Raw genomic sequence first — 24611 nt, 5'->3', positions numbered from 1 at the left:
CGGCAAGCGGCGCGATTGGGATCAGCGCTGCTTCAGCCGATCGATGATCACCGCCAGCAGCAGAATCGTGCCGCGGATGACGTACTGGTAGAAGGTGTCGATGTTCTTCAGGTTCATCGCGTTCTCGATGATCGCCAGAATCAGCACGCCGGCGATCACGTGGCGGATCATGCCGATGCCGCCGCTGAGCGAGACGCCGCCGAGCACGCAGGCCGAGATCACCGTCAGCTCGAAGCCCTGGCCGATCATCGGCTGGCCCGAGGTCATCCGCGACGCCAACACCACGCCGGCCAGTGCACCGATCAGGCCGTGCACGGCGAAGATGATGATCTTGGTGCGATCGACATGAACGCCGGCCAGCAGCGCCGCTTCCTGGTTGCCGCCGATGGCCATGGTGTTGCGGCCGTAGGTGGTGTAGTTGAGCAGCCAGCCGAAGAAGGCGAAGCAGACCACGGTGATCAGGATGGGCACCGGCACACCGAACAGGCTGCCGTTGCCGAACAGGAAGAAGTCCTCCTGCATCACCCCGACGGCTTTGCCGTTGGAGAAGATATAGGCCAACCCGCGCACGATCTGCATGGTCGCCAGCGTGGCGATCAGCGCGTTGATACGCAGTTTGGCGATCACGATGCCGTTGATCAGGCCGACCACCAACCCCATCGCCAGAGCCGCGGAGACACCGAGGAACACGCTCTCGGTATCGCGCATCACCACCGCGGCCACCACACCCGCGCAGGCGATCACCGAGCCGACCGACAGATCGAAGTGCCCTGAAGCCAGGCAGAACAGCATGGTGCAGGCGGCGATGCCTACGGTGGAGATCGCCAGCCCGAGGCCGCGCATGTTCAACGGCGAGAGGAAGTTGTCGATGAAGATCGCCGACAGCACGAAGATGCCGAGCGCCGCCAGCACCATGACCCAGTCATCGAGGAAGCGACGCATGTTGAGACCCTGCCGCGGCGCGGCCAGAGCGTTTTGTTGAGCAGACATAGAGCACCTCATCATTGTTGTTCAGCCGCGCGAGCGCGGGAGTGCCAGTTGCAGCAGGCGGGACTCTTCGGCCTGGTCGCGAGAGACTTCGCCGGTGATCGCGCCTTCGCTCATCACCAGGATGCGATCGGAGATGCCGATGACTTCCATCAGGTCGCTGGAGACGACGATCACCGCGATCCCGTTCGCCGCCAGGTCATGGATGATCTGGTAGATCTCGGCCTTGGCGCCGATGTCGATGCCGCGGGTGGGCTCGTCGAGCAGCAGGACCTTCATCGGCATGGAGAGCCAGCGACCGAGGATGACCTTCTGCTGGTTGCCGCCGGAGAGAAAGACGATCTGCTGGTCGGGCGATGGCGTCTTGATGTTCAGCGCGCGGATCTGCCGGTCGGCGTTCTCGCGTTCCCAGCGGCCCTGCACCAGGCAACCCAGCCGGGCGTTGCGGCCACGCGCGCCGATATTGATGTTCTCCGCGACGCTGCCCAACGGCACGATGCCCTCTTTCTTGCGGTCCTCGGGGCAGAGCAGGATCCCCGACGCGATGGCGTCGCGTGCGCATTTGAGCCTCAGCGGCTGACCGTCGAGGTGAACCGTTCCAGCCTTGTGCGGCGCCAGCCCGGCGAGCAGCCGTAGCAGTTCGGTACGCCCCGCGCCGACCAGGCCGAAGAAACCGAGCACCTCGCCACGGTTGGCCGAGAAGCTCACCGGCTCCTGCAGACCATGACCCAGCAGGCCCTCGACGCGCAGCGCCTCGCCCTGCTGCTCGCGCGGCCGGTAGTTGTAGATGTCCTGGATATCGCGCCCGACCATGCAGGTCACCAGCGCGTCATGGGTCAGCTCGCTCATGTCATCGAAGGTGCAGACGAAGCGGCCATCCTTGAACACTGTGACCGCGTCGCAGATGCGGAAGATTTCTTCCATCCGATGCGAGACGTAGAGCACCACCCGCCCCTCGTCCCGAAGCCGGCCGATGATCGCCATCAGCCGCTCGATCTCGCGGGCGGACAGGCTGCTGGTGGGCTCGTCGAAGGCGATCACATGGGCGTTGCGCGACATGGCCTTGGCGATCTCCACCAGTTGACGCTGGCCCAGCGACAGGCTGCCCAATCGCACGGCGGGATCGATCTCGTCCGCCAGCCCCTTGAGCAGTTCTTGCGCCTGACGCAGCATCGCGCGGCGGTTGACCAGCCCGAAGCGCGACGGCATGTGCCCAAGCATGAGGTTTTCGGCCACGCTCATTTCCGGCACCAGGTGCAATTCCTGGTGGATCACCGCGACGCCGCTGGCGATGCTCTCGCCGGCTGAGCGGAATGCCAAGGTGCGCGCACCGATCTGCAGATCGCCGCTGCTCGGCTGGTAGGCGCCGCCGAGAATCTTCAGCAGGGTCGATTTGCCCGCGCCGTTCTCACCCATCAGCGCGTGCACGGTGCCGGGCCGCGCCTCGAAGCTGATTTCCGACAGCGCGCAAACGCCCGGGAAGTTCTTGCCGATGCCGTTGAAACGCAGGCTCTCGCCTGACTTGACGTGTTGAAGCATGGAGCGTCTCCACCCTCGCCCGTTCGACCGGGCGAGTTCGATACTGAAATGCCTGAACTCAGGCCCCGCAGAGGGACCGGCTTATTTCCAGAGGCCGATCTTTTCCAGCTCTTGCTGGAAGTTCTCGCGGGTAATCAGGGTGACTTCGTCCATCGCCGTGTACTTGGGCGGTTCTTTGCCGGTGGTGACCCACTCGTACATCATCCGCGCGGTTTCATAGCCTTCGATGTGCGGGCTGGGCAGCATCGAGCCGTAGAAGCCGCTGTTGTCCTTCTTCAGCTCACCGATGGCGTCGGTGCCGTTGATGCCGATACCGATGACGTTCTCGGCGCTGAACCCGGCGCTTTCGGTGGCGCGCACGCCGCCCAGCACGGTGTTGTCGTTCATGCCACCGATGATCAGGTGCTTGGCCCCGCGCGGCAGCTTGACCAGCGCCGAGGTCGTGGCGTTCATGCTGCCCGGCACGTCGAGGGTCTTCTGTGGGGTGTAGAAGATGTGGTCTTCGGGAAAGCCGGCCTTCTTCAACGCATCCACCGAGCCGTCAGTGCGCTTCTTGCCGGTGTCGAGCTCGTTATAGGTGTTGATCACCGCGTAGGTGTCGTTCCAGTCCCAGCCGCGCTTCTTCGCCTCTTCGGCCATGGCTGCGCCCTGCTTCTGACCCACCTCGAAGGCCGCCATACCGAGGTACGGCACCTCTTCCATGGGCTGGCCCTTGGCATCGACGAAGCGATCATCGACGGCCATGACCTTGAGGTCGTTGAACTTGGATTTGGCGACGATGGCCGGGCCGAGCGCCACGTCAGGTGTGCAGATGACGAAGCCCTTGGCGCCATTGGCCGCCAGGCTGTCGATCGCCGCGAGGGTTTTCTCGCCGTCCGGTACGGCGATCTTGAGCAGGGTGAAGCCCTTGTCCTTGGCGGCCTTCTCGGCGAAGGCCCATTCGGTCTGGAACCAGGGTTCTTCGGGTTGCTTGACCAGAAAGCCGATCTTGACCTCGTCTTCGGCCAGGGTCGCACCGGCAAAACTCATCGCACCGACAGTCAGCGCGGCACAGCAAAGCGAACGGATTCCGAAAGACCGGAACATAGCTACCTCCATTGTTCTTATTGAATAGCTTTTTTGTTGAATAGCTGTTGTTGACGCGCCAGGGTCCATCACCCTGGCAGGTCACCACCGAATGCTTTGCTGGCGGTTTGTCGCAGGCCGCGGGCGGCCCTCTTTGAATCGAACGATCCTTCCTCAGTCGTGGTAGAGCACCGAACGGCCGCCATCGATGGTGATGCAGGCGGCATTGATGAAGGGCGCCTCGTCGGTGGCCAGGAACAGCGCGGTCATCGCCACTTCGATCGGCTGGCCGATGCGCCGCGGTGGGTGCATTTCGAAGGCGCGCTGGCGCTCGGCGTGCGGGTCGGTAAACCCGTTCCAGTAGTCCACGTTGAGCTGCGTCTCGATGTAGCCCGGCGCAATGGCGTTGACGCGGATGCCCTTGGGCGCATATTCGATGCCCAGCGCACGGGTCAGGCCGAGCAGGCCGTGCTTGGCGACCGGGTAGGGAAAACAACCGGGAATGATGTTGGTCGAGTGCACCGAGGCGATATTGATGATGTTGCCGACACCGCGCTGCACCATGTGCGGCAACGCCGCCTTGCAGCCAAACCAGACGCCGTCCAGGTCGATGGCGAAGCAACGCCGCCAGTCCTCTTCGGTCATTTCCAGCGGGTCGCGGAACACGTTGACGCCCGCGCAATTGACCAGCACATCGACCTGGCCGTAGTGCTCGAGCGCCAGGCCGACCAGCGCCTCCAGCTCGGCAGGCTGGGTGACGTCGGTCTTCAGTGCGCGCACCTCACCGCCCCGCTCGCGCCAACCGGCGGCGACCCGCTCGGCCTTTTCGCCCTGGATGTCACCAATCACGACCTTGGCCTGTTGCGCCTGGAAGCAGGCCACGATGGCCTCGCCGATTCCCTGGGCGCCGCCGGTAACGACCACGACCTTGCCTTTCAGGCGCTCGCCGCGCTGGGGTTCGGGTGTCGGCGGTAATGAAAGCGGTGCAGCCATGAGAACAACTCCTAAGCAGTTAAGAGGCCGCCGCGCGGCCGGATTGAACCGATTAGCCGGCAAAGCCTGTACAAGGCAGCCCGACGATGCCGACGTCGGCCATCAGCACGGCGCCATCCAGCTCGTTCGGCGCCTCGCCTGGCATGGCCGAGGTCACGTACAAATGGGTCAGATCGGGCCCGCCGAACACACAACTGGTGGGATGACTGACAGGCAGCTCAACGATGCGATCGAGACAGCCGTCCGGCGCGAAGCGCAGCAGGCAGTGCCCGCCCCAGCGTGCATTCCAGACATAGCCCTGCGAATCCATGGCCGATCCATCGGGCACGCCGCGTGGATGCGGGCCGATCCAGCGCTGCCGATCGACCAGACGCCCGTCGTCGGCGAGGCGGTGGCTGTAGAGCGATTCGTCCAGCGTGTCGCCGCAGAGGACCTGATCGCCCGCCTCGTTCCACAGCAGCGTATTGACGATGCCCAGGTCGCTGAGCAATTGGGTGACCGAGCCGTCCGGATCGACCCGAAACAGCCCGCCGGAGCGCCGTGTAATCGGGATATCGCCGCCGTCGTCGCCGATGTTGTTCTGCATGGTGCCGAGCCAGAGCCGGCCCTGGGCGTCGCAGCGCGCTTCGTTGGCGCGGTTGCCGGGCGTGGCGTCAGCGATGCACAAGCGTGCGAGTTCGGCTTCGCTGGCGTTTGGGTCGAGGCGGTACACGCCACTGGCCAGGGTCACCAGTGCATCGCCGCTCGCGCAGGGAATGAAGGCCGATACCGGCTCGGCCAATTGCCATTGCCGGTAGCCGCCCGGGCCTAGCCGGCAGGCCAGTCGACCGACGATGTCGGCCCAGTAGAGCGTCTGGTCGCGAGCGTCCCAGAAGGGGCCCTCGGCCAGTTGGTAGCGCTGTTGCGAGATGGGCAGCCATTGCATGGTCGCACTCCGCTTTGATTATTTTTATGGCGCGGTCTGCTCGCCGCGTGACACCACGAGTTCCGGGTAATGACGTGAAATGGTCAGCGCCGCGCGCTCGATCAGCGTCATGCAGGCCCAGACCCCGCGCGCGCCATCGCGACTGGCGATGGCGTCGGCAATTTCCTTGTGCAGCGGCAGGGTCAATCCGAGTTCGTCGGGGACCGTGGAGGACACCTCGAAGGACACCGCCAGCAGGGCGCCCAGCGCCGGGACCATGCGTTCGATGAACTGGTTGTGACTGGCGGCGAGCACCGCCTCGTGGAACAGCTTGTCGGCACGGTTGTATTCGGTCTTGTCGCCCAGGGAGGCGGCCAGCAACTGGTAGGCGGCCTGAATTTCGGTGATCTGCTTGGGCGTGGCGCGCTCGCAGGCCCAGCGTACGGCGGTCGGCTCGATGGTCCGGCGCAGGTCGATCAGGTCCATCACGAAGCTCTCTGGCAGGCCATGCTCGGCCAGCCAACCAACGACCTGAACGTCGAACAGGTTCCAGGAACGTACCGGCGTCACCCGCGTGCCCACCTTCGGGCCGACGTCGAGCATGCCCTTGGCCACCAGCGTCTTGATCGCCTCGCGGATCACGGTGCGACTCACGCCCAGCTCTTCGCAGAGGCCGGCCTCGACCTTCAGCGCCTCGCCCGGCTGGACCTTGCCCGAGGCGATCCAGGACCCCAGCCATTCCACCGTTGCGCTGTGATAGTTGTTCGACATGCGAGCCTCTGTGCCACTGCCCTTGGGTCTACAAAACCCTATCATCATATGATTGGCTGTCAAATTTGGCCGGTTACTTTGCTGGGTAAATCGCCCAAACGGTGTAATGGCCACCTGGCGGGCAGCCCAACAGCGCGCGTATTCATCCGGTAGGAATGGCGGATTGAGGCGTTCCACAGGACGCTGGCGAGCGCCACCCAAGCGCTGCCGGTTAGCGGGCACCGCCCTACCGCCGGCGGCCCTAGGTCGGCTCAAATCATATGAATGGCAATTAGCAGGCGCTTCTATGCCCCACTGTCGGCTCGCGATCAGGCCAGGCCTCATCGTCTTCCCTCGCGTTCTTATTCTTCTTCGTGGCCAAGCGGCCCGTGCATGGCGCTACTGTAAGAACCGCCGGGCGCGCTGCCTAATGACAGCCGCTGATCGAGCGATAACCGTTGCTTATCAGAAGCGAAGCGACCCGCTGATGCGGAGTGGGCGACGGCCGAGGGTCGGGATGACGCGCGAGACGCGTTCGAGCCGCCGGCTTCGGTCGATCGCCTGGGCGGCGACGCGTGGCCGGGAACCGGTGCGTTACCTGCCCGACTCCCGGCGCAGGCGCTAGGGCGCTGGCGTTACGGGCTGGTCGGGCATGGCTGCGCTCAGCGCGCGTAACGCCTCACCGTCCAGGGTCTCCTGCTGCAGCAGCTGCCGGGCACTGCGTTCCAGCAATGCCCGGCGCGCCTCGAGCAGCGCCAGGCTGGACTGGAAGGCCGATTGCACCAGCTCCTGCACTTCTTCGTCGATCGCCGTGGCAGTACTTTGCGCGTAGTCATGCTGCGGCTTGAGGCCGAGCATCGCCTCGTTGCCCAGGAAGGCGTTGGGCTCGCGCTCCAGGGCCATGTGGCCGAGCCGCCGGGACATACCGTAGCGGGTGACCATCGCCCGAGCGATATCGGTCACCTTGGCCAGATCATCCGCCGCGCCAGTGGACAGGTGGCCGAACACCAGCCACTCCGCGGCACGTCCCCCGAGCAGCACGGCCATCTTGTTTTCCAGCTCTTCGCGCGTCATCAGGAAGCGCTCCTCGATGGGGCGCTGAATGGTGTAACCCAGCGCCCCCATGCCGCGTGGAATGATCGAAACCTTGTGCACCGGGTCCACACCCGGCAGCGCCATGGCCACCAGCGCGTGCCCAATCTCGTGGTAGGCGACGATTTCCCGCTCATGCGGATTGAGCAGCCGGTTGCGCTTTTCAAGCCCGGCCACGATGCGTTCGATGGCCGCCGTGAAGTCTTCCATCGCCACGGACTCGGCATCACGCCGGGTCGCCAGCAGCGTCGCCTCGTTGACCAGGTTGGCCAGATCGGCACCGGTGAAGCCCGGGGTCAGCGCGGCAATGGCCTGCGGGTCGACATCGCTTCCCAGCCGCGCTTTCTTCAGATGCACTTCGAGGATCTGTACTCGCCCGACCTTGTCCGGCCGATCGACCAGCACCTGGCGGTCGAAACGGCCGGCGCGCAGCAGCGCCGGATCGAGGATTTCGGGACGGTTGGTGGCGGCCAACAGCACCAGCCCGCTGGAGGTATCGAAGCCGTCCATTTCCACCAGCAGCTGGTTGAGCGTCTGCTCCTTTTCGTCATGCCCTCCGGAGAGCGGCCCGGCGCCGCGCGCACGTCCCAGGGCGTCCAGCTCGTCGATGAAAATGATCGCCGGTGCCTGGGCGCGTGCCTGTTCGAACAGATCGCGCACCCGCGCAGCCCCCACGCCGACGAACATCTCGACGAACTCGGACCCGGAAATGGAGAAGAACGGCACCCGCGCCTCGCCAGCGACGGCCCTGGCCAGCAATGTCTTGCCGGTGCCGGGCGGACCGACCAGCAGCACGCCCTTGGGCATGCGCCCGCCGAGGCGCCCGTAGCGCTTCGGATCGCGCAGGAATTCGACGATCTCCTTGAGCTCGTCCTTCGCCTCGTCGACACCGGCCACATCGGCAAAGGTGACCTTCATGTCCGTTTCGACATAGACACGCGCCTTGCTCTTGCCGATCTGCATCATGCCGCCACCCAGACCACCGCCGATGCGCCGCAACAGAAACAGCCAAATGGCGAAGAACAGCGCCGCCGGGACGATCCACGACAGCAGGTCGCGCACCAGCGTGCTCTCCACCTTGCCCGTGTAGCGCACCGGATACTGCTGCAGATGCTCGGCCAGTTGCGGCTCGATGCGGTTGGTCACGAAGCGTCGTTGACCGCTCGCCAGGGGCTCCTTGAGCGAGCCCTCGATGTGCCGTTCGGTAATGGTCAGCTCATCGATGCGGCCGTCTTTGAGGTACTGCTCGAACTCGCTGTAGGGGATAACCGCGACCTCCTGCTGGAGCGACAGCACATACTGCAAGCCGAAAAAGATCAGCATGGCGATCAGCCAGTAATTGATGTGGAACTGGGCCCGGTCTTTCACATCTGCTCTCCTGTGCCACGCCCCTACGCAGCGCTGTCGGTTGCCAGCAGTATGTCAGCCGTGAGGGCGCCGCACCTGGACGCAGATCAGTTATGCCGCACGCTGCGGAGAGCGTTCAGAGCCCGCCGCGGACACCGAGCCCGATACCCAGCTCCGTCGCCAAGGCAAAGGGCAGCAGCAAGGTGTCCAGCAATGCGCTGGCGGGCAGATCCAGCGCGGCGTGCCTTGGCGCCTCGGCACCGAATCGGTCCAGTGGGCAACAACCACCGTTGAGGCTGTACCAGTCCAGCCGAGTGCCGGAGTAGATGATGGGCGCGCCGGGTTTGGCGGCGTCGAGGGTACGCACCGTGGCGCACCCGGCGAGCAGCTGGACAAGCGCCAGTGCCGAGGCGAGCCGGAGGGTCGATCCTTTCATGGCATCTCCTCGAATTTCGGTGAACGGCAGGCCTGGGCCCGATCAGTCGTCGCTGACGATATGGTGCTCACCCCAACGCGGCAGCATGTCCTGCGGGATGTTGAGCAGGTTGAGGATACGCGCAACGACGAAGTCGACCAGGTCATCGATGGTCTGCGGCTGATGATAGAAGCCGGGCGACGCCGGCAGGATGGTCACGCCGAGGTTGGACAGCTTGAGCATGTTCTCCAGATGGATGCTCGAATACGGCGCTTCACGTGGCACCAGGATCAGTTGACGGCGCTCTTTCAAGGCGACGTCTGCGGCACGCTCGATCAGGTTGTTGCAGGCGCCGGTGGCGATGGCCGACAGGGTGCCGGTCGAGCATGGCACCACCACCATCGCGGTCGGCGCGCCGGAACCGGACGCGGGCGGCGCCATCCAGTCTTCCTTGGCGAACACGCGGATCTGCCCCGCCGCGGCGCCGGTGTATTCGGACAGGAACGCCTGCATGGCCTGCGGCTTGGCCGGCAGCACCACGTCGGTCTCGGTGGCCATCACCAGCTGTGCCGCCTTGGAGATCAGAAAGTGCACCTCGCGGTCTTCCTGGATCAGGCAATCGAGCAGGCGCAGACCATATTGGGCGCCTGAAGCGCCGGTCATGGCCAGGGTGATGCGTTCCGGTCCGTTCATGAATGTGCTCCCAAAGCTGCTGCGCTTGCTTATGCTGCGTTGAAACCTTACTCAAAATGCTCACTTGCACCAGCAAGCTCCGCTTTCTCGCAAGGTTTCGCCTTGCCTAAGCTTCGCTCGCGACGCTTTGAGAACAAATTCGCCCTATTCGGAATCTCGTAGGGTGGGCTTCAGCCCACCGATCACATTACGCCAGTGCCGCGGCCAATTTGACGTGCAAGCCACCAAAGCCGCCATTGCTCATCACCACCACCTGCGTACCCGGCGTGGCGTCAGCCTTGACCTTGGCGATGATCGCTTCCAACGAATCGCAGACCGTGGTTTCGACCGGCGAGCCAGCAACCGTCGCGGCCAGGTCCCAGCCGAGATTCGGCGGCGCATACCAGATCGCCTGATCGGCCAGCGCCACCGATTCGGCCAGCCCTTCGCGATGCGCGCCGAGCTTCATGGAGTTGGAACGCGGCTCGACCACCGCGATGATTGGCGCCTCACCGACGCGCTTGCGCAGCCCGTCGAGCGTGGTAGCAATGGCGGTCGGATGATGGGCGAAGTCGTCGTAAATCGTCACACCGCTCACCTCGGCAACCTTCTCCATGCGCCGCTTGACGCTCAAGAATTCGCTCAACGCCTCGGCACCCTGCTTCGGCAGCACACCGACATGGCGCGCCGCGGCCAGGGTCGCCAAGGCATTGTTGACGTTGTGCTGGCCAGTCAGCTCCCAATCGACGACGCCCTGCACGACGCCGTCGAAGATCACTTCGAAGCGGGAGCCGTCGGCGCTGAGCAGGTTGGCCTGCCACTGCCCGCCGTCACCGGTGGTTTGCACCGGCGTCCAGCAGCCCATGTCGATGACGCGTTTGAGCGCGTCTTCGGACTGGGGATGGATGACCAGTCCCTCGCTCGGGATCGTACGCACCAGATGGTGGAACTGCCGCTCGATCGACGCCAGATCGGGGAAAATGTCCGCGTGATCAAACTCCAGATTATTCAGAATCGCGGTACGCGGACGGTAGTGGACGAACTTGCTGCGCTTGTCGAAGAAGGCGCTGTCGTACTCGTCCGCCTCGACCACGAAGAATGGCGTGCCGCCCAGCCGCGCCGAGATGCCGAAGTTCTGTGGTACGCCGCCGATGAGAAAGCCCGGGCTCATGCCGGCATGCTCCAGCACCCAGGCCAGCATGCTGCTGGTGGTGGTCTTGCCATGGGTCCCGGCCGCAGCCAGTACCCAGCGCCCCTGCAGCACGTGATCGGCCAGCCACTGCGGGCCGGACACATAAGGCAATCCCTTGTTCAGCACGTATTCGACCGCCGGATTGCCACGCTTCATCGCGTTGCCGATCACCACTAGATCCGGCGCGGGTTCGAGCTGGCTGGGCTCGTAGCCCTGGGTCAGTTCGATGCCCTGGGCCTCGAGCTGAGTGCTCATCGGGGGATAGACGTTGGCGTCGGAGCCGGTGACGCGATGGCCCAGTTCCTTGGCCAGCACCGCCAGCGACCCCATGAAGGTGCCGCAGATGCCGAGAATATGAATATGCATGGATGACCTCTGAAATACGCCGTGGCGCACGAGCGAACGTAACGGCTCGACCGCGCCTGTGGGCGCCGAAAACTGCGGCGCAGATTAGCACAGGCCCTGCCCTTCATCCGCCGCACCGCACGTCGCCTCGGCAACCGACGAACGGGCTTTGTTCTACGCTGAATCACAGCAGTCCCAACACAATTACAAGTCCCGGAGACTCACCATGCGTTACGCCCATCCCGGCAGCGAAGGCGCTGTCGTTTCCTTCAAGTCCCGCTACGGCAACTTCATCGGCGGCGAGTTCGTCGAGCCGGTCAACGGCCAGTACTTCACCAATCTGTCCCCGGTCAATGGCCAACCCATCGCCGAGTTTCCGCGTTCGGACGCCGCCGACATCGAAAAGGCGCTGGACGCCGCCCATGCCGCGGCCGACGCCTGGGGCAAAACCAGCGTGCAGGCGCGCTCGCTGATCCTGTTGAAGATCGCTGACCGCATCGAGCAGAACCTCGAGATGCTCGCCATCACCGAAACCTGGGACAACGGCAAGGCCGTGCGCGAGACGCTGAATGCCGACATTCCGCTCGCCGCCGACCACTTCCGCTACTTCGCCGGTTGCATCCGCGCGCAGGAAGGCACCAGCGCGGAAATCGACGAGCACACCGCGGCTTACCACTTCCACGAGCCGCTGGGCGTGGTCGGACAGATCATTCCGTGGAATTTCCCGATCCTGATGGCCGCCTGGAAGCTCGCCCCGGCACTGGCTGCCGGCAACTGCGTGGTATTGAAGCCCGCCGAGCAGACCCCGCTGGGCATCAACGTGCTGCTCGAATGCATTGGCGACCTGCTGCCGCCGGGCGTGCTCAACGTCGTGCACGGCTACGGACGCGAGGCCGGCGAAGCGCTGGCTTCGAGCAAGCGCATCGCCAAGATCGCCTTCACCGGCTCCACCCCGGTGGGCTCGCACATCATGAAGCGCGCCGCCGAAAGCATCATCCCGAGCACCGTCGAGCTGGGCGGCAAGAGTCCGAACATCTACTTCGAAGACATCATGCAGGCCGAGCCGGCCTTCATCGAGAAGGCTGCCGAAGGGCTGGTGCTGGGCTTCTTCAACCAGGGCGAAGTGTGCACCTGCCCATCGCGAGCGCTGGTGCAGGAGTCGATCTACGCGCCGTTCATGGAAGCGGTGATGAAGAAGGTCGCGCAGATCAAGCGCGGCGATCCGCTGGACACCGACACCATGGTCGGCGCCCAGGCCAGCCAGCAGCAGTTCGACAAGATCATGTCCTACCTGGACATCGCCAAGCAGGAAGGCGCTGAGGTGCTCACCGGGGGTGGCGTCGAGAAGCTCGAAGGCAGCCTGGCGACCGGCTATTACATCCAGCCGACGCTGCTCAAGGGCACCAACAAGATGCGCGTGTTCCAGGAGGAAATCTTCGGCCCGGTGATCGGTGTCACCACCTTCAAGGATGAAGCCGAAGCGCTGGCCATCGCCAACGACACCGAGTACGGCCTCGGCGCGGGCGTCTGGACCCGTGACATCAACCGCGCCTATCGCATGGGCCGGGCGATCAAGGCTGGACGCGTCTGGACCAACTGCTACCACCTCTATCCCGCCCACGCGGCGTTCGGTGGCTACAAGAAGTCCGGCGTCGGTCGCGAAACCCACAAGATGATCCTCGACCACTACCAGCAGACCAAGAACCTGCTGGTGAGCTACGACATCAATCCACTGGGATTCTTCTAACTTCCAATGCGCCGAAAAAGTGCCCGCCCGCGCCGCCAGGCGTCGGGCTGGTGCGCCTGTGCCCCGCCACGACCGGACGCCTGCTGAAACCAGCGCTCCATCCTGAAGGCACAGCCTTTGCTTTCACGATCCTGCCGTACCCGAACCCATTGAAGGATGATCCCCATGGCTCTCGAACACAGCAGTGCGACACCCCCGACACACACCGTCGATTTCGAAGCAGTTGGCAGTACCTATTTCCAGGAACGCGAACTGAAGAAAGGCGCCGCCGGTTGGGTGCTGCTGGTGGGCCTGGGCGTTGCCTACGTGATCTCCGGTGACTACGCCGGTTGGAACTTCGGCCTGGCCCAAGGCGGTTGGGGCGGGTTGTTCATCGCCACGCTGCTGATGGCGACCATGTACCTGTGCATGTGTTTTTCGCTGGCCGAGCTGTCCTCGATGATTCCCACTGCGGGCGGCGGCTATGGCTTCGCCCGCAGCGCATTCGGCCCGCTGGGCGGCTTTCTCACCGGCACGGCGATCCTTATCGAGTACGCCATTGCCCCAGCGGCCATCGCCGTGTTCATCGGTGCCTATTGCGAGTCGCTGTTCGGTATCGGCGGCTGGGCGATCTACCTGGCCTTCTACATCATCTTCATCGGCATCCACATCTTCGGTGTCGGCGAGGCGCTGAAGCTGATGTTCATCATCACCGCGATAGCCGCGCTGGCCCTGGGCGTGTTCATCGTGGCGATGGTGCCGCATTTCTCCGTGGACAAGCTGCTGGACATCGCACCGACTACTGCCGCAGGCGCCAGCAGTTTCCTGCCTTACGGCTACGTCGGCATCTGGGCGGCGATTCCCTACGCGATCTGGTTCTTCCTTGCCGTCGAGGGTGTGCCGCTGGCTGCCGAAGAAACCAAGAATCCACAGCGCGACATGCCGCGCGGGCTGATCGGTGCCATGCTGATCCTGGCCGCCTTTGCCGGGCTGATCCTGCTGGTCGGCCCCGGTGGCGCAGGCTCCAGCACCCTGGTCGAATCCGGCAACCCGCTGGTGGAAGCGCTGACCACAGCCTACGGCTCATCGACCTGGATGAGCGGCTTCGTCAATCTGGTCGGCCTGGCCGGTCTGATCGCCAGCTTCTTCTCGATCATCTACGCCTATTCCCGGCAGATTTTCGCACTGTCGCGGGCCGGCTACCTGCCCCGCAAGCTGTCGCTGACCAACAAGAACAAGGCGCCGGTCATGGCGCTGGTGATTCCGGGCATCATCGGCTTCCTGCTCTCGCTGACCGGCCAGGGCGATCTGCTGATCTTGGTGGCGGTGTTCGGCGCCACCATCTCCTATGTGCTGATGATGGCCTCGCACATCGTCCTGCGCCTGCGCCGGCCGGACCTGCACCGCCCGTACAAGACGCCCGGCGGCGTGCTGACTTCCGGCGTGGCGCTGGTGTTGGCCTGCATCGCGGTGGTGGCCGGCTTCCTGGTCGATCCACGGGTAGTGATCGCTGCCGTGGTGATCTACGGCATCTTCATCGCCTACTTCGCCCTCTACAGCCGGCACCACCTGGTGGCGGGTACGCCGGAAGAGGAATTCGCGGCGATCGAGAAAGCCGAGGCATCGCTGAACTGATTGGAGACCTGTCATGGCGGGATACACGCACAGCGTAGGCGGCACCACTTGGCGCTTCGACAGCCTGCGCGAAGTCATGGCCAAGGCCAGCCCGGCGCGCTCCGGCGATTGCCTCGCCGAAGTCGCGGCGGGCAGCGATGCCGAGCGGGTCGCCGCGCAAATGTGCCTGGCGCAGATCCCGCTCAAGCGTTTTCTCGAGGAAGCGCTGATCCCCTACGAAACCGATGAAGTCACGCGGCTGATCATTGACAGCCACGACGCCGGGGCCTTCGCCCCGGTCAGTCACCTCACCGTGGGCGACTTCCGCAACTGGCTGCTCGGTGACGATGCCGACGAGGCGGCCCTGAACGCCTTGGCGCCAGGGCTGACGCCGGAGATGGTCGCCGCGGTGTCGAAGATCATGCGTGTGCAGGACCTGATTCTGGTGGCACAGAAGGTTCGTGTCGTGACCCGCTTTCGCAACACCATCGGCCTGCGCGGGCGCATGTCCACGCGCTTGCAACCCAACCACCCCACCGACGAAGCCGCCGGCATCGCCGCGAGCATCGTCGACGGGCTGCTGTACGGCAACGGCGACGCCGTCATCGGCATCAACCCGGCCACCGACAGCACCAGCGGCATCTGCGAACTGCTGAAAATGCTCGACGCGGTGATCAGCCGCTACGAGATACCCACCCAGGGCTGCATCCTGACGCACGTCACCACCTCCATCGAGGCGATCAACCGGGGCGCACCGCTGGATCTGGTGTTCCAATCCATCGCCGGCACCGAGGCGGCCAACAGCAGTTTCGGCATCAACCTGGCGCTGCTGCAGGAAGGCTACGAAGCGGGCCTGTCGCAGAAGCGCGGCACGGTGGGCGACAACCTGATGTACTTCGAGACCGGCCAGGGCAGCGCCTTGTCGGCCAATGCCCATCACGGCGTCGACCAGCAGACCTGCGAAGCGCGCGCCTATGCCGTGGCCCGCCAATTCAAACCGCTGCTGGTGAACACCGTGGTCGGCTTTATCGGCCCGGAATACCTCTACAACGGCAAGCAGATCATTCGCGCTGGGTTGGAAGATCACTTCTGCGGCAAGCTGCTTGGCGTGCCCATGGGTTGCGACATCTGTTACACCAACCACGCCGAAGCCGATCAGGACGACATGGACATGCTGCTGACGCTGCTGGGCACCGCTGGCATCAACTTCATCATGGGCATTCCGGGCTCGGACGACGTGATGCTCAACTACCAGACCACCTCCTTTCACGATGCGCTCTATCTGCGTCAGAGCATGGGCCTGCGCCCCGCGCCAGAATTCGAGGCGTGGCTGGCGAAGATGGAAATCCTGCGCCAGGACGGCAGACGACTGCAGATGGGCGAGCAACTCCCGCCCGCCTTTCGTCAGGCGTTGAGGCAACTGTCGTGAAGAACAGGTGCACCATTGCAACCCCCTGCCTCCTACGTCAAGGGTCGCTTTTCGTAGGATGGAATCGCCGAAGGCGCTTTACCGCGCACCGGCCGCGTGCACCGGGGTGGCAACGCTGTCAGTGGTGCCGGATTACGCCGTCGGCTAATCCAACCTACACACGGCATAGCGCCCCACAAGGTGGCCAGAATATTGTGTTTGAACGACAGCCGAGACTGCCATGCCTAACCGCTCGCCCATCACCATCAACCCCTGGGCCCACCTCCGCCAGCTCACCCCCGCGCGGATCGCACTGGGCCGCGCCGGCGCCAGCCTGCCGACCGAGGCCCAGCTGGATTTCCAATTCGCCCATGCCCAGGCCCGCGACGCGGTACACCTCGCGCTGGACGCAGACGAGCTGGCCTCACAATTGGAGCAGCGCGGTTATCGCTGCCTGCAGCTGCACAGCGCCGCCCCCGATCGATTCACCTATCTGCAACGCCCAGACCTCGGGCGTCGGCTGGACGAACAATCGGCCGAACGCCTCGACGACCATGCGCACCAGCACCCAGCGGGCTACGACCTGGCTATCGTGATCGCCGACGGCCTTTCCGCGCTGGCGGTGCAGCGCCACGCCCTGCCTCTGCTCCAGCGCATCGAAGAACAGCTCGAAAAGGATAGCTGGAGCCTCGCGCCGATCAGCCTGGTGCAACAAGGCCGCGTCGCGCTCGGCGACGAAGTGGGCGAACGCCTGAAGGCGAAGATGGTGGTGATGCTGCTCGGCGAGCGACCTGGCCTGAGTTCTCCGGACAGCCTCGGTCTGTACTTCACCTACGCACCGAAAGTCGGCCGCACCGATGCCGACCGCAACTGCATCTCCAACATCCGCCTGGAAGGCCTGAGCTACAACCTCGCCGCCCGCCGCCTGATCCACCTGATGCGTGAAGCCTGCCGCCGGCAACTCTCGGGCGTGAACCTCAAAGACGAAGCGGAGCTACTCAGCCTCGACGACGGCAAGCCAAAGGTGGGTAATTTCCTGCTGGGTTGAACTGCGAGCGCTGCCGCAACTGCCTCCGCAGCCGCTCGCACGGCAGTCATCGGTCCGGCAACACCAGCACCGCGTCGATTTCGAACAGCATGCCGTCCAAGGCCAGCCGGGGTACCGGGATCAGCGTGCAGACCGGTTTCATCTGCGCCCCGAATGCGCGCGCCAGCTCTTCGCCCAGTATGCCCAGCCGCTGCTCACTGTGATCGACGATCAGCACCGTCAGCTTGGCGACCTGCGACGTCTGTCCGCCTGCCGCTTCTATCGCGATCAGCAGGTTGGCCATCGCCTGTCGGACCTGCTCGCGGAAATCGCTCGACAGCCGGCCATCCGCCGTCTCGCCGCCCTGGCCGGCAATGAAGGCCAGCCGCGTGCCGGCTGGCACCATCGCGATATGGGAGTAGCCGTTCGGTGCCGGGTCGTACAGGCCAGGCGGATTGAGCAACGTGGGCTTGGTTGAACTCACAGAGTCGTTCATGGTGCCTCCATCAAGGTCAGGTTCGGATACGCGCAACGCGCCCTTCCGACAGCCCACCATAGCGAAGCAACAATCTGGTGACGAGGCGACCGCTTGCCGACGCACCTCGCCCACCTTAAGGTTGTCGCCCTCCCGGCTGGAAGCTCTCTCATGTGGTCATTTCGCGACTGGCGCCGCAAACGCATTCTGGCACGCCTCGCCATCGAGCCGGCCCTTTGGCAACAGGTGCTCGACAGCCTGCCGATCCTCGACGGGCTGACCCAGGAGGAAACCGAGCGCCTGCGCAAGCGCAGCCTGCTGTTTCTGCATGCCAAGCGGCTCACCGCGCTGCCCGGCGTGGAGCTGGAACTGGCTGACCGTTTGCGTCTGGCTGCCCAAGCTCAGCTGCCGTTACTGCACCTGGCCGAGCTGAACTGGTATCAGGGCTTCCATGAGATCGTGATCTATCCCGGCGACTTCCATAGCCCGCAAAAACACCGCGACTCGGCAGGCGTGGTGCATGAATGGGACGGCGAGCACAGCGGCGAGGCGTGGTTGCAAGGGCCGGTCATACTGGCGCTGCCTGGCGTACAGGAGAGCGGCGGCTGGGAAGCCTACAACCTGGTGATCCACGAACTGGCGCACAAGCTGGACATGCTCAACGGTGACGCCAACGGCCTGCCGCCGCTGCACCGCAACATGCGCATCGACACCTGGGCGAGGGTCATGCAGCACGCCTACGACGCGCTCAACAGGACGCTGGACGCCGATCCCGACGCCCACACCCCGATCGACCCCTACGCGGCGGAGAACCCGGCCGAGTTCTTCGCCGTCACCAGCGAGTACTTTTTCAGCGCGCCGGACGTGCTGCACGAGGCCTTCCCCGAGGTTTATCAGCAGCTGGCCGCGTTCTACCGCCAGGATCCGCTGACGCGCCTGCAGCAGCTCCAGCACGACCACCCGGCGTACGCGGAACCCCATTGACTTCGCACCGTCGAATGCGCGCGTCACCCTGCCAGCAAAGGTCCGTCGCGACCGGCATGGCAAAACGCCCGACAGTGCGCCTATAATCGCGCCCACTTTTTTCGCCCCAGGCCGCTTCGGCCGACCACGGAGCAATGTTCATGAGCTACAGCAAAGTCCCGGCCGGCAAAGACCTGCCAAACGACATCTACGTCGCTATCGAGATCCCCGCCAACCACGCGCCGATCAAATACGAGATCGATCACGACACCGATTGCCTGTTCGTCGACCGCTTCATGGCCACCCCGATGTTCTACCCGGCCAACTACGGTTTCATCCCGCACACCCTGGCTGACGACGGCGACCCGCTCGACGTACTGGTCGTCACGCCCTATCCGGTTGCTCCGGGTTCGGTCATCCGCTGCCGTCCGGTCGGCGTACTGAACATGACCGACGAAGCCGGCGGCGACGCCAAGCTGATCGCCGTCCCGCACGACAAGCTGACTCAGCTGTACAAAGACGTTAAGGAATACACCGACCTGCCGCCGCTGCTGATCGAGCAGATCAAGCACTTCTTCGAGAACTACAAGGATCTCGAGAAGGGCAAGTGGGTCAAGGTTGAAGGCTGGGAAGGCGCAGACGCCGCCCGCGCCGCCATCATCAAAGCTGCCGAGGCTTATCAGAAGTAAGCCGAAGCACTGAAGAAAAGCCGGCCACAAGCCGGCTTTTTTATTTCCAGGGCATTGTCTCCGACGAGCGTGGCGCCGGCTGACAGACCTCCGCCGGGTGGCGTGCAGAAGCTTGCTCGAGCTCCGCAGTCCGGCCCCGACACACCGCGCGTCACCAAGGGGGCCTGCCGCATCAGGGCAAACCCATCCGGCACGAAACGAATGCTCGCCCTCAAACCGTGACGGCCGGGAAGTCCACTTCGGTGTCGGCCAGGTTGTTGAGGTAGTTGGTCAGGGTCAGCAGGCTGACATGGGCGACGACCTCGACGATCCGGCGATCATCCAGTCCGGCAGCACGGGCGGCGGCGAGTTGTTCATCGCTCACCAGGCCTCGGCTGTCGGTGATCTGACGCGCCAGGGTCGCCACGGCATCGAGCCGACCTTCGCGCGCCTGGCCGATAGCCGTTGCGTCGAGCCCGGCCTTGCTGGCAAACAGGCTATGCGCGGCGAGGCAATAGTCGCAGCTGTTCACCTGCGACGTCGCCAGGGCGACGGTTTCACGCTCCCGGGCAGTCAGGCTGCCGCGACCAAGGGCCTGCGACAACGCCAGGTAGCCGCTCAAGGCTGCCGGTGCATGGGCCAGGGTGAGAAACGCGTTGGGGACGAAACCCAGTGCCTTGCCAATCCCTTCCAGGGCGGGACGGACGGATTCGGCGGTTTGTTCGATAGGCAGTGCGCTGATGCGGGTCATGGCTGTTCTCCTCGGTTGATGAGCGATCTGTGTCAGACCGTGGAGATAGGATCTACTGGCAGGCGGCCGCTTCGGCTACTTATCGTCGAGATAATGCTGCAGATCGTCTAAATCGTTATCGAGACCCTCCACAACGCTATGACGTCGCCATTGTGCCGAGAACGATCGGCAGCAGGACCGTGCTGGTAGGTGTCGCAGCAAGCGCTGCCACATATGCGAACGACGAGGAAAGGAAGGGGTAGAGACCGTTGAAAGCGCCGGTGCGGTTGAGATCAGCCGCACCGGCCCCCGTGCCGTCAGGACTTGCCGTTCTTGATGGCTGCACCCGAGCCGAGGTCGGCGCCGGTCATGGGATCGACGGAGACATCGGACTGGGTCCGTACCGCCATCTGTTGCACGACCTTCTGCTGGGCCTTGCTCAGATCGACCGAAGGCTTGCCATCCCCTCCGTCTACAGCCGGTTGCGGGTTCTCGACGAACTCCCACTCAGGCCCCTGGTTCCAAGGCCCGCGCAGGTCGCCCTCGCCTTGCGACAGGTTGTAGTAGACGTTGGCAAATTGCGGGTCGCCCGGCAGCTTGCCCTGTGGGAAGTTGGGTTGAATGGCGTGTAGCGCCTTCTCGAAGGACTTCTGGTGAGCGATCTCGCGGGTCATGAGGAATTTCAACGCATCCTTGATCCCGGGATCATCGGTCACATTGATCAAACGCTCGTAGACGATCTTGGCCCGCGCCTCGGCAGCGATGTTGGACCGCAAGTCCGCTGTCGGCTCGCCGATGGTGTCGACGTAGGCGGCGGTCCAGGGGATTCCACCGGAGTTGGTCAGCGCCGGGCCTCCACCGTACAGCAAGGAGGTGATGTGCGAATCATTGCCGCCGCCGGTCAGCGAGCGATACAGATCCGCTTCCTTCTCGACGCCCTCTGCCAGTTCACCTTTAGCGCCTTTGTTGAGCATGCCGACGATGGAGCCGATCACCTCGAGGTGGCTCAGTTCCTCGGTGGCGATGTCCATGAGCATGTCCTTGCGACCTGGGTCATCCTCGGCCACGCCCTGGGTGAAGTAGCGCATGGCGGCAGCGAGCTCGCCTTGCGGGCCGCCGAATTGCTCGAGCATCAGGTTGGCCAGGCCCGGATTGGGCCCTGCCACTCGCACGGTGTATTGAAGCCGTTTGTTGTGGACGAACATAGTTCACCTCTCAATTTGGACTTCCCTAGTGACTGCCTCCTTCGATTCATTAACGGGTCGCAGCGATTCAGCACATATCGCAAGCGACCCTATGGATGGAGTACAGGCTGAGGCAGCCGTCCGATTGTTTTTTTCAATCGTGTTCATGAGCCGAGTCAATGGAGCGACCGCGCGTTCCTGCTGTCCACGCGCAAGGGCATGCGTTGCGTCGTGAGCTGAACGTATCCAGGGCCAGCGACTCTATCGTTGCCGTGGTAGCCCCGAATCGAGGTGAAAAATGTTCCGCCCGAAAAGCCCCAGACGCGCCAACGCACTCGTTTTCACCGGACTGTTGCTAACGGCCTGCATCGCGCCGGCCATGGCCGATTCGCCTCAGGTGCTCGGCTGGGTCGAGAAAGGTCTGATCCTTCCGGAAGGCATCGCCGTGAAGTTCAAGCTCGACAGTGGCGCGCTGACCTCCTCGATGCATGCCGAGCACATCGACCGATTCAAAAAGAACGGTGATGACTGGGTGCGCTTCACCCTCGAGCTTGAAGACGTCGATACCGAGAAGAACATCGAGAAGCGCATAGAGCGCAAGGTGGTCAGGGACATCAAGGTGCGCGGCGCCGGTGGCGCAGAGAAACGCCCTGTGGTGCTGATGAACGTGTGCCTGGGTAACCAGGCCTACGAGGAACAGTTTTCGCTGAACGATCGCGACAAGATGAACTATCCGGTGCTCATCGGGCGCCGCGCGCTGGAAGATATCGGCCTGGTGGATTCGTCCAAGACCTTCACCGTCGAACCGGATTGTTCGGCCTAGGAAGCGCCCGCCGCCCGCGCATCAACGGAACCGAAGGCAACGGCCACGAGCCTTCGGTGCACAACCCGCCTGTAGTTTTTCTGCAACTCCTCCTCGCCTCGTCCGGTCAACAGACCAGCGGTTGATTGCCAGCCGGCTGCCCGCACCGGCCCTAACGCGACATGCAACCATCACTTGGCAACGAGGAGCGGTACATGGAGCATCAAGGCGAATATTTGCGCCAATCGGCCATGCCATCGGACATGGGCATGGAAGCACACATGCAGATGATGGAGCGTCGTCGTCTCGCCACGCTGTGGTGCCATTTTGCCAATGCGCTGCTTGGTTTCTGGCTGCTCAGCGCCCCGTTCATCTTTGGTTATTCGAACATCTCCAGCAGCGATCTGGACCTGGCGCGCCTGGCTGCCGAGCGCGAGGTGCCGGAGGTGGCCACTCGCGCATTGCTGATGACCTGGAGCGATGTGATCAGCGGCGGCCTGATCGTGCTGTTCGCCGTGCTTTCGCTCAAGCGCAAGGCGTGGGCGCAGTGGGCCAACACGGTCATGGGCCTCTGGCTGATGTTCGCCCCGCTGCTGTTCTGGACACCGTCGCCGGCCAGCTACGGCAATGCGCTGCTGGTCGGCGGGCTGGTGATTGCCTTCTCGACATTGGTGCCGATGATGCCGGGCATGAGCATGTCCGGCATGATGCAGAAGGCCGCGGTTCCGCCGGGCTGGGACTACAACCCCTCGACCTGGCTGCAGCGATTGCCTATCGCGATCCTCGCGGTGATCGGCATCCTGCTGGCGCGCTACCTGGCGGCCTACCAGCTCGGTCACACCGCCAATGCCTGGGATCCCTTTTTCGGCACCCAGCCCAACGGCACCGAGACCATCATCACCTCCGACATGTCCCGCGCCTGGCCGGTCTCCGACGCAGGGGTCGGTGTTATGGCCTACATGATCGAACTGCTGATGGCGGTGATGGGCGATGCACGCCGCTGGCGGACCATGCCCTGGATGGTCGCCGCGTTCGGCGTGGTGGTGGTGCCGCTGGGCGCGGTGAGCATCTTCTTCATCATCGCCCAGCCGATCGTCATCAACACCTGGTGCACCCTGTGCCTGATCCAGGCGTTGGCCATGCTGGTGATGATGCCGTACGCCCTGGATGAGCTGGTCGCCATGGGCCAGTTTCTCAAGGATGCCCGGCGCCGCGGCAAGCCGTTCTGGAAGACCTTCTTCCAGGGCGACGCCATGGAGGGTGCGCGCGAAGACAATACGCCCGAGTTCGATGGCGCGCTGTCCGCCATGGCGCTGAAGGGCCTTCGCGGGGTCAATCTGCCGTGGGGCCTGGCGCTGCTCTGTGGCCTCGGTGTCTGGCTGATGTGCACCCGGCTGATCTTCGGCACCGAGGGCGCGATGGCCAACAGCGACCACCTGATGGGTTCGTTGCTGATCACGGTTTCGGTGCTGGCGTTCGCCGAGGTGGCCCGGCCGCTGCGCTTTCTCAACCTGCCGATCGGCGTCTGGCTGCTGGCCTCCCCTGCGCTTCTCGACGGCGCCGGGTTCGCTGCCTCCGTCGGCAGCCTGGTTGCCGGTGCGCTGGTGATCGGCCTGAGCCTGCCGCGCGGCCCGATCAACCATCGTTATGCCGGCTGGAACGCACTGTTGCGCTAGTGCCTGCCAGCCGCTCAGAAAAGGAGTCCGAGATGACCGACCGCGAACAGACCGCCGTGATTTGTGGCGGCACCGCCGGCGTGGGTCGCGCCACGGCGCACGCGCTGGCCCAGGCGGGCTACCGCGTCGCCGTGATCGCGCGCGGCGAGGAGGGCCTGGCCGATACCTGCAGTGAACTGCAAGCGACCGGCGCGAAAGTCCTGGCGATCTCGGCGGATGTCGCCGACGCCGAGGCGATCGATCGTGCGGCCGAGCGGATAGAGAAGGAGCTGGGCCCGATCGAAATCTGGGTCAACGCGGCAATGGCAACGGTGTTCGGCCCGGTGAACAAGATCAGCGCGGCGGAATTCAAGCGCGTGACCGAGGTGACCTATCTGGGCTTCGTCCACGGCACGCTGGCGGCGCTGCGCCATATGGAGTCGCGCAACCGCGGCACCATCGTCCAGGTGGGCTCGGCCCTGTCCTATCGGGCGATCCCGCTGCAATCGGCCTACTGCGCGGCCAAGTTCGCCATCCGCGGCTTCACCGATTCGCTGCGCTGCGAGCTGATCCATACCAATAGCCGGGTGCGACTGACCATGGTCCAGCTGCCGGCGCACAACACGCCGCAGTTCGACTGGTCACGCAACAAGATGCAGAAGCGGCCGCAGCCGGTCCCTCCGATCCATACGCCCGAGGTGGCCGCGCGCGCCATTCTCCGCGCCGCCACGGATGCGCCGCGCGAGCTGTGGCTCGGGCGCGCCTCGTTTCAGGCGATCATCGGCAACATGTTCATGCCCGGCCTGCTCGACCGGATGATGGCCAAGCAGGCCTGGAGCGGACAGATGACCGACGAGCCGGTGGGCGACGAGCAGCCCGACAATCTCTTCCAGCCCGCGGACGGCCTGCATCGAATCGAAGGCCGTTTCAGCGCGCAGGCCAAAGACAAGGCGATGGGCCTGAGTTCCGAGGCGGTGGGCAAGCTGGCCGCGGCCGGCCTGGCGGTGACAAGTGTGATCGTCATCGCCATCGTGGCGGCCATTGCCGGTTGATCGACG

At 64.2% G+C, this 24611-nt stretch carries 22 protein-coding genes; 9 read left to right on the top strand and 13 right to left on the bottom strand.

Annotation, left to right across the window (positions count from 1 at the left end):
• Positions 1-21: 21 nt before the first annotated feature.
• From araH to mpl, 10 genes are all read right to left on the bottom strand, one after another.
• Positions 22-990, bottom strand: coding sequence for an L-arabinose ABC transporter permease AraH (gene araH, locus KVO92_RS14625; RefSeq protein ID WP_217476293.1), 969 nt, complete (start codon positions 988-990; stop codon positions 22-24).
• Between the two features lie 21 nt (positions 991-1011).
• Positions 1012-2526 carry an L-arabinose ABC transporter ATP-binding protein AraG gene (gene araG, locus KVO92_RS14620; RefSeq protein ID WP_217476292.1) on the bottom strand — a complete coding sequence of 505 codons (1515 nt, stop codon included), beginning with the start codon at positions 2524-2526 and terminating at the stop codon, positions 1012-1014.
• An 81-nt stretch (positions 2527-2607) separates the two neighbouring features.
• Positions 2608-3612: a substrate-binding domain-containing protein gene (locus tag KVO92_RS14615; protein WP_217476291.1), complete on the bottom strand. Its 1005-nt coding sequence runs from the start codon at positions 3610-3612 to the stop codon at positions 2608-2610.
• 153 nt (positions 3613-3765) lie between these two features.
• Complete coding sequence (locus KVO92_RS14610) at positions 3766-4584, bottom strand: SDR family oxidoreductase (protein ID WP_217476290.1); 819 nt, start codon at positions 4582-4584, stop codon at positions 3766-3768.
• Between the two features lie 52 nt (positions 4585-4636).
• The gene (locus tag KVO92_RS14605) at positions 4637-5509 is read right to left on the bottom strand and encodes an SMP-30/gluconolactonase/LRE family protein (protein WP_217476289.1); all 873 of its coding nucleotides are present in this window, start codon (positions 5507-5509) and stop codon (positions 4637-4639) included.
• 24 nt (positions 5510-5533) lie between these two features.
• Entirely contained in the window at positions 5534-6259 is a 726-nt protein-coding gene (locus KVO92_RS14600) for a FadR/GntR family transcriptional regulator (protein WP_217476288.1), read from the bottom strand.
• A gap of 600 nt (positions 6260-6859) precedes the next feature.
• On the bottom strand, positions 6860-8698 hold the full coding sequence (ftsH, locus tag KVO92_RS14595; protein WP_217476287.1) for an ATP-dependent zinc metalloprotease FtsH: 1839 nt from the start codon (positions 8696-8698) through the stop codon (positions 6860-6862).
• Between the two features lie 115 nt (positions 8699-8813).
• On the bottom strand, positions 8814-9113 hold the full coding sequence (locus KVO92_RS14590) for a YceK/YidQ family lipoprotein (protein WP_217476286.1): 300 nt from the start codon (positions 9111-9113) through the stop codon (positions 8814-8816).
• A gap of 42 nt (positions 9114-9155) precedes the next feature.
• Complete coding sequence (gene ubiX, locus KVO92_RS14585; protein WP_019340101.1) at positions 9156-9785, bottom strand: flavin prenyltransferase UbiX; 630 nt, start codon at positions 9783-9785, stop codon at positions 9156-9158.
• A gap of 187 nt (positions 9786-9972) precedes the next feature.
• Positions 9973-11322, bottom strand: a complete 1350-nt coding sequence (gene mpl, locus KVO92_RS14580) for a UDP-N-acetylmuramate:L-alanyl-gamma-D-glutamyl-meso-diaminopimelate ligase (RefSeq protein ID WP_217476285.1) — start codon at positions 11320-11322, stop codon at positions 9973-9975.
• Between the two features lie 205 nt (positions 11323-11527).
• Here mpl and exaC point away from each other — a divergent pair, with 205 nt between their 5' ends.
• The 4 genes from exaC (at position 11528) to eutC (ending at position 17097) form a co-directional block, all read left to right on the top strand.
• On the top strand, positions 11528-13048 hold the full coding sequence (exaC, locus tag KVO92_RS14575; protein WP_019340099.1) for an acetaldehyde dehydrogenase ExaC: 1521 nt from the start codon (positions 11528-11530) through the stop codon (positions 13046-13048).
• A gap of 165 nt (positions 13049-13213) precedes the next feature.
• The gene (gene eat, locus KVO92_RS14570) at positions 13214-14662 is read left to right on the top strand and encodes an ethanolamine permease (RefSeq protein ID WP_217476284.1); all 1449 of its coding nucleotides are present in this window, start codon (positions 13214-13216) and stop codon (positions 14660-14662) included.
• A 13-nt stretch (positions 14663-14675) separates the two neighbouring features.
• Positions 14676-16070, top strand: coding sequence for an ethanolamine ammonia-lyase subunit EutB (locus tag KVO92_RS14565; protein ID WP_217476283.1), 1395 nt, complete (start codon positions 14676-14678; stop codon positions 16068-16070).
• 220 nt (positions 16071-16290) lie between these two features.
• On the top strand, positions 16291-17097 hold the full coding sequence (gene eutC / locus KVO92_RS14560; protein WP_217476282.1) for an ethanolamine ammonia-lyase subunit EutC: 807 nt from the start codon (positions 16291-16293) through the stop codon (positions 17095-17097).
• Positions 17098-17143: 46 nt separating this feature from the next.
• Here eutC and KVO92_RS14555 read toward each other — a convergent pair whose 3' ends face one another.
• A complete protein-coding gene (locus KVO92_RS14555) occupies positions 17144-17572 on the bottom strand; it encodes a RidA family protein (RefSeq protein WP_217476281.1) in 429 nt (142 codons plus the stop codon).
• A gap of 150 nt (positions 17573-17722) precedes the next feature.
• Between KVO92_RS14555 and KVO92_RS14550 the strand changes: the two genes are divergently transcribed.
• Positions 17723-18535 carry a zinc-dependent peptidase gene (locus tag KVO92_RS14550; RefSeq protein ID WP_217476280.1) on the top strand — a complete coding sequence of 271 codons (813 nt, stop codon included), beginning with the start codon at positions 17723-17725 and terminating at the stop codon, positions 18533-18535.
• 140 nt (positions 18536-18675) lie between these two features.
• Entirely contained in the window at positions 18676-19203 is a 528-nt protein-coding gene (gene ppa, locus KVO92_RS14545; protein WP_003290517.1) for an inorganic diphosphatase, read from the top strand.
• 211 nt (positions 19204-19414) lie between these two features.
• Here the strand turns inward: ppa and KVO92_RS14540 are convergent, their stop codons facing one another.
• Both KVO92_RS14540 and KVO92_RS14535 read right to left on the bottom strand, forming a co-directional pair.
• Positions 19415-19933 carry a carboxymuconolactone decarboxylase family protein gene (locus KVO92_RS14540; protein ID WP_217476279.1) on the bottom strand — a complete coding sequence of 173 codons (519 nt, stop codon included), beginning with the start codon at positions 19931-19933 and terminating at the stop codon, positions 19415-19417.
• A 296-nt stretch (positions 19934-20229) separates the two neighbouring features.
• Positions 20230-21117 (bottom strand): manganese catalase family protein, encoded by an 888-nt coding sequence (locus tag KVO92_RS14535; protein ID WP_217476278.1) that lies wholly within the window; start codon positions 21115-21117, stop codon positions 20230-20232.
• Between the two features lie 277 nt (positions 21118-21394).
• On the opposite strand from KVO92_RS14535, the gene KVO92_RS14530 reads away from it, so the two are divergent.
• The 3 genes from KVO92_RS14530 (at position 21395) to KVO92_RS14520 (ending at position 24605) form a co-directional block, all read left to right on the top strand.
• Entirely contained in the window at positions 21395-21919 is a 525-nt protein-coding gene (locus tag KVO92_RS14530) for an ATP-dependent zinc protease (RefSeq protein WP_217476277.1), read from the top strand.
• 194 nt (positions 21920-22113) lie between these two features.
• Entirely contained in the window at positions 22114-23574 is a 1461-nt protein-coding gene (locus tag KVO92_RS14525) for a vitamin K epoxide reductase family protein (protein ID WP_254621444.1), read from the top strand.
• Positions 23575-23606: 32 nt separating this feature from the next.
• Entirely contained in the window at positions 23607-24605 is a 999-nt protein-coding gene (locus KVO92_RS14520; RefSeq protein WP_217476276.1) for an SDR family oxidoreductase, read from the top strand.
• Positions 24606-24611: the final 6 nt, after the last annotated feature.

Origin of the sequence: Stutzerimonas stutzeri, from assembly GCF_019090095.1 — a bacterium.
Classification (GTDB): domain Bacteria; phylum Pseudomonadota; class Gammaproteobacteria; order Pseudomonadales; family Pseudomonadaceae; genus Stutzerimonas; species Stutzerimonas stutzeri_AN.
This window is presented reverse-complemented; position numbering and strand designations above follow the sequence as displayed.

Coding starts and splice junctions, on each gene's coding strand:
- KVO92_RS14600 (WP_217476288.1), bottom strand. CDS start 6,259: ATGTCGAACAACTATCACAGCGCAACGGTGGAATGGCTGGGGTCCTGG.
- KVO92_RS14555 (WP_217476281.1), bottom strand. CDS start 17,572: ATGAACGACTCTGTGAGTTCAACCAAGCCCACGTTGCTCAATCCGCCT.
- KVO92_RS14605 (WP_217476289.1), bottom strand. CDS start 5,509: ATGCAATGGCTGCCCATCTCGCAACAGCGCTACCAACTGGCCGAGGGC.
- KVO92_RS14610 (WP_217476290.1), bottom strand. CDS start 4,584: ATGGCTGCACCGCTTTCATTACCGCCGACACCCGAACCCCAGCGCGGC.
- exaC (WP_019340099.1), top strand. CDS start 11,528: ATGCGTTACGCCCATCCCGGCAGCGAAGGCGCTGTCGTTTCCTTCAAG.
- KVO92_RS14540 (WP_217476279.1), bottom strand. CDS start 19,933: ATGACCCGCATCAGCGCACTGCCTATCGAACAAACCGCCGAATCCGTC.
- araG (WP_217476292.1), bottom strand. CDS start 2,526: ATGCTTCAACACGTCAAGTCAGGCGAGAGCCTGCGTTTCAACGGCATC.
- mpl (WP_217476285.1), bottom strand. CDS start 11,322: ATGCATATTCATATTCTCGGCATCTGCGGCACCTTCATGGGGTCGCTG.
- eutC (WP_217476282.1), top strand. CDS start 16,291: ATGCCTAACCGCTCGCCCATCACCATCAACCCCTGGGCCCACCTCCGC.
- KVO92_RS14550 (WP_217476280.1), top strand. CDS start 17,723: ATGTGGTCATTTCGCGACTGGCGCCGCAAACGCATTCTGGCACGCCTC.
- KVO92_RS14525 (WP_254621444.1), top strand. CDS start 22,114: ATGGAGCATCAAGGCGAATATTTGCGCCAATCGGCCATGCCATCGGAC.
- araH (WP_217476293.1), bottom strand. CDS start 990: ATGTCTGCTCAACAAAACGCTCTGGCCGCGCCGCGGCAGGGTCTCAAC.
- KVO92_RS14535 (WP_217476278.1), bottom strand. CDS start 21,117: ATGTTCGTCCACAACAAACGGCTTCAATACACCGTGCGAGTGGCAGGG.
- eat (WP_217476284.1), top strand. CDS start 13,214: ATGGCTCTCGAACACAGCAGTGCGACACCCCCGACACACACCGTCGAT.
- KVO92_RS14530 (WP_217476277.1), top strand. CDS start 21,395: ATGTTCCGCCCGAAAAGCCCCAGACGCGCCAACGCACTCGTTTTCACC.
- KVO92_RS14615 (WP_217476291.1), bottom strand. CDS start 3,612: ATGTTCCGGTCTTTCGGAATCCGTTCGCTTTGCTGTGCCGCGCTGACT.
- KVO92_RS14565 (WP_217476283.1), top strand. CDS start 14,676: ATGGCGGGATACACGCACAGCGTAGGCGGCACCACTTGGCGCTTCGAC.
- KVO92_RS14520 (WP_217476276.1), top strand. CDS start 23,607: ATGACCGACCGCGAACAGACCGCCGTGATTTGTGGCGGCACCGCCGGC.
- KVO92_RS14590 (WP_217476286.1), bottom strand. CDS start 9,113: ATGAAAGGATCGACCCTCCGGCTCGCCTCGGCACTGGCGCTTGTCCAG.
- ppa (WP_003290517.1), top strand. CDS start 18,676: ATGAGCTACAGCAAAGTCCCGGCCGGCAAAGACCTGCCAAACGACATC.
- ubiX (WP_019340101.1), bottom strand. CDS start 9,785: ATGAACGGACCGGAACGCATCACCCTGGCCATGACCGGCGCTTCAGGC.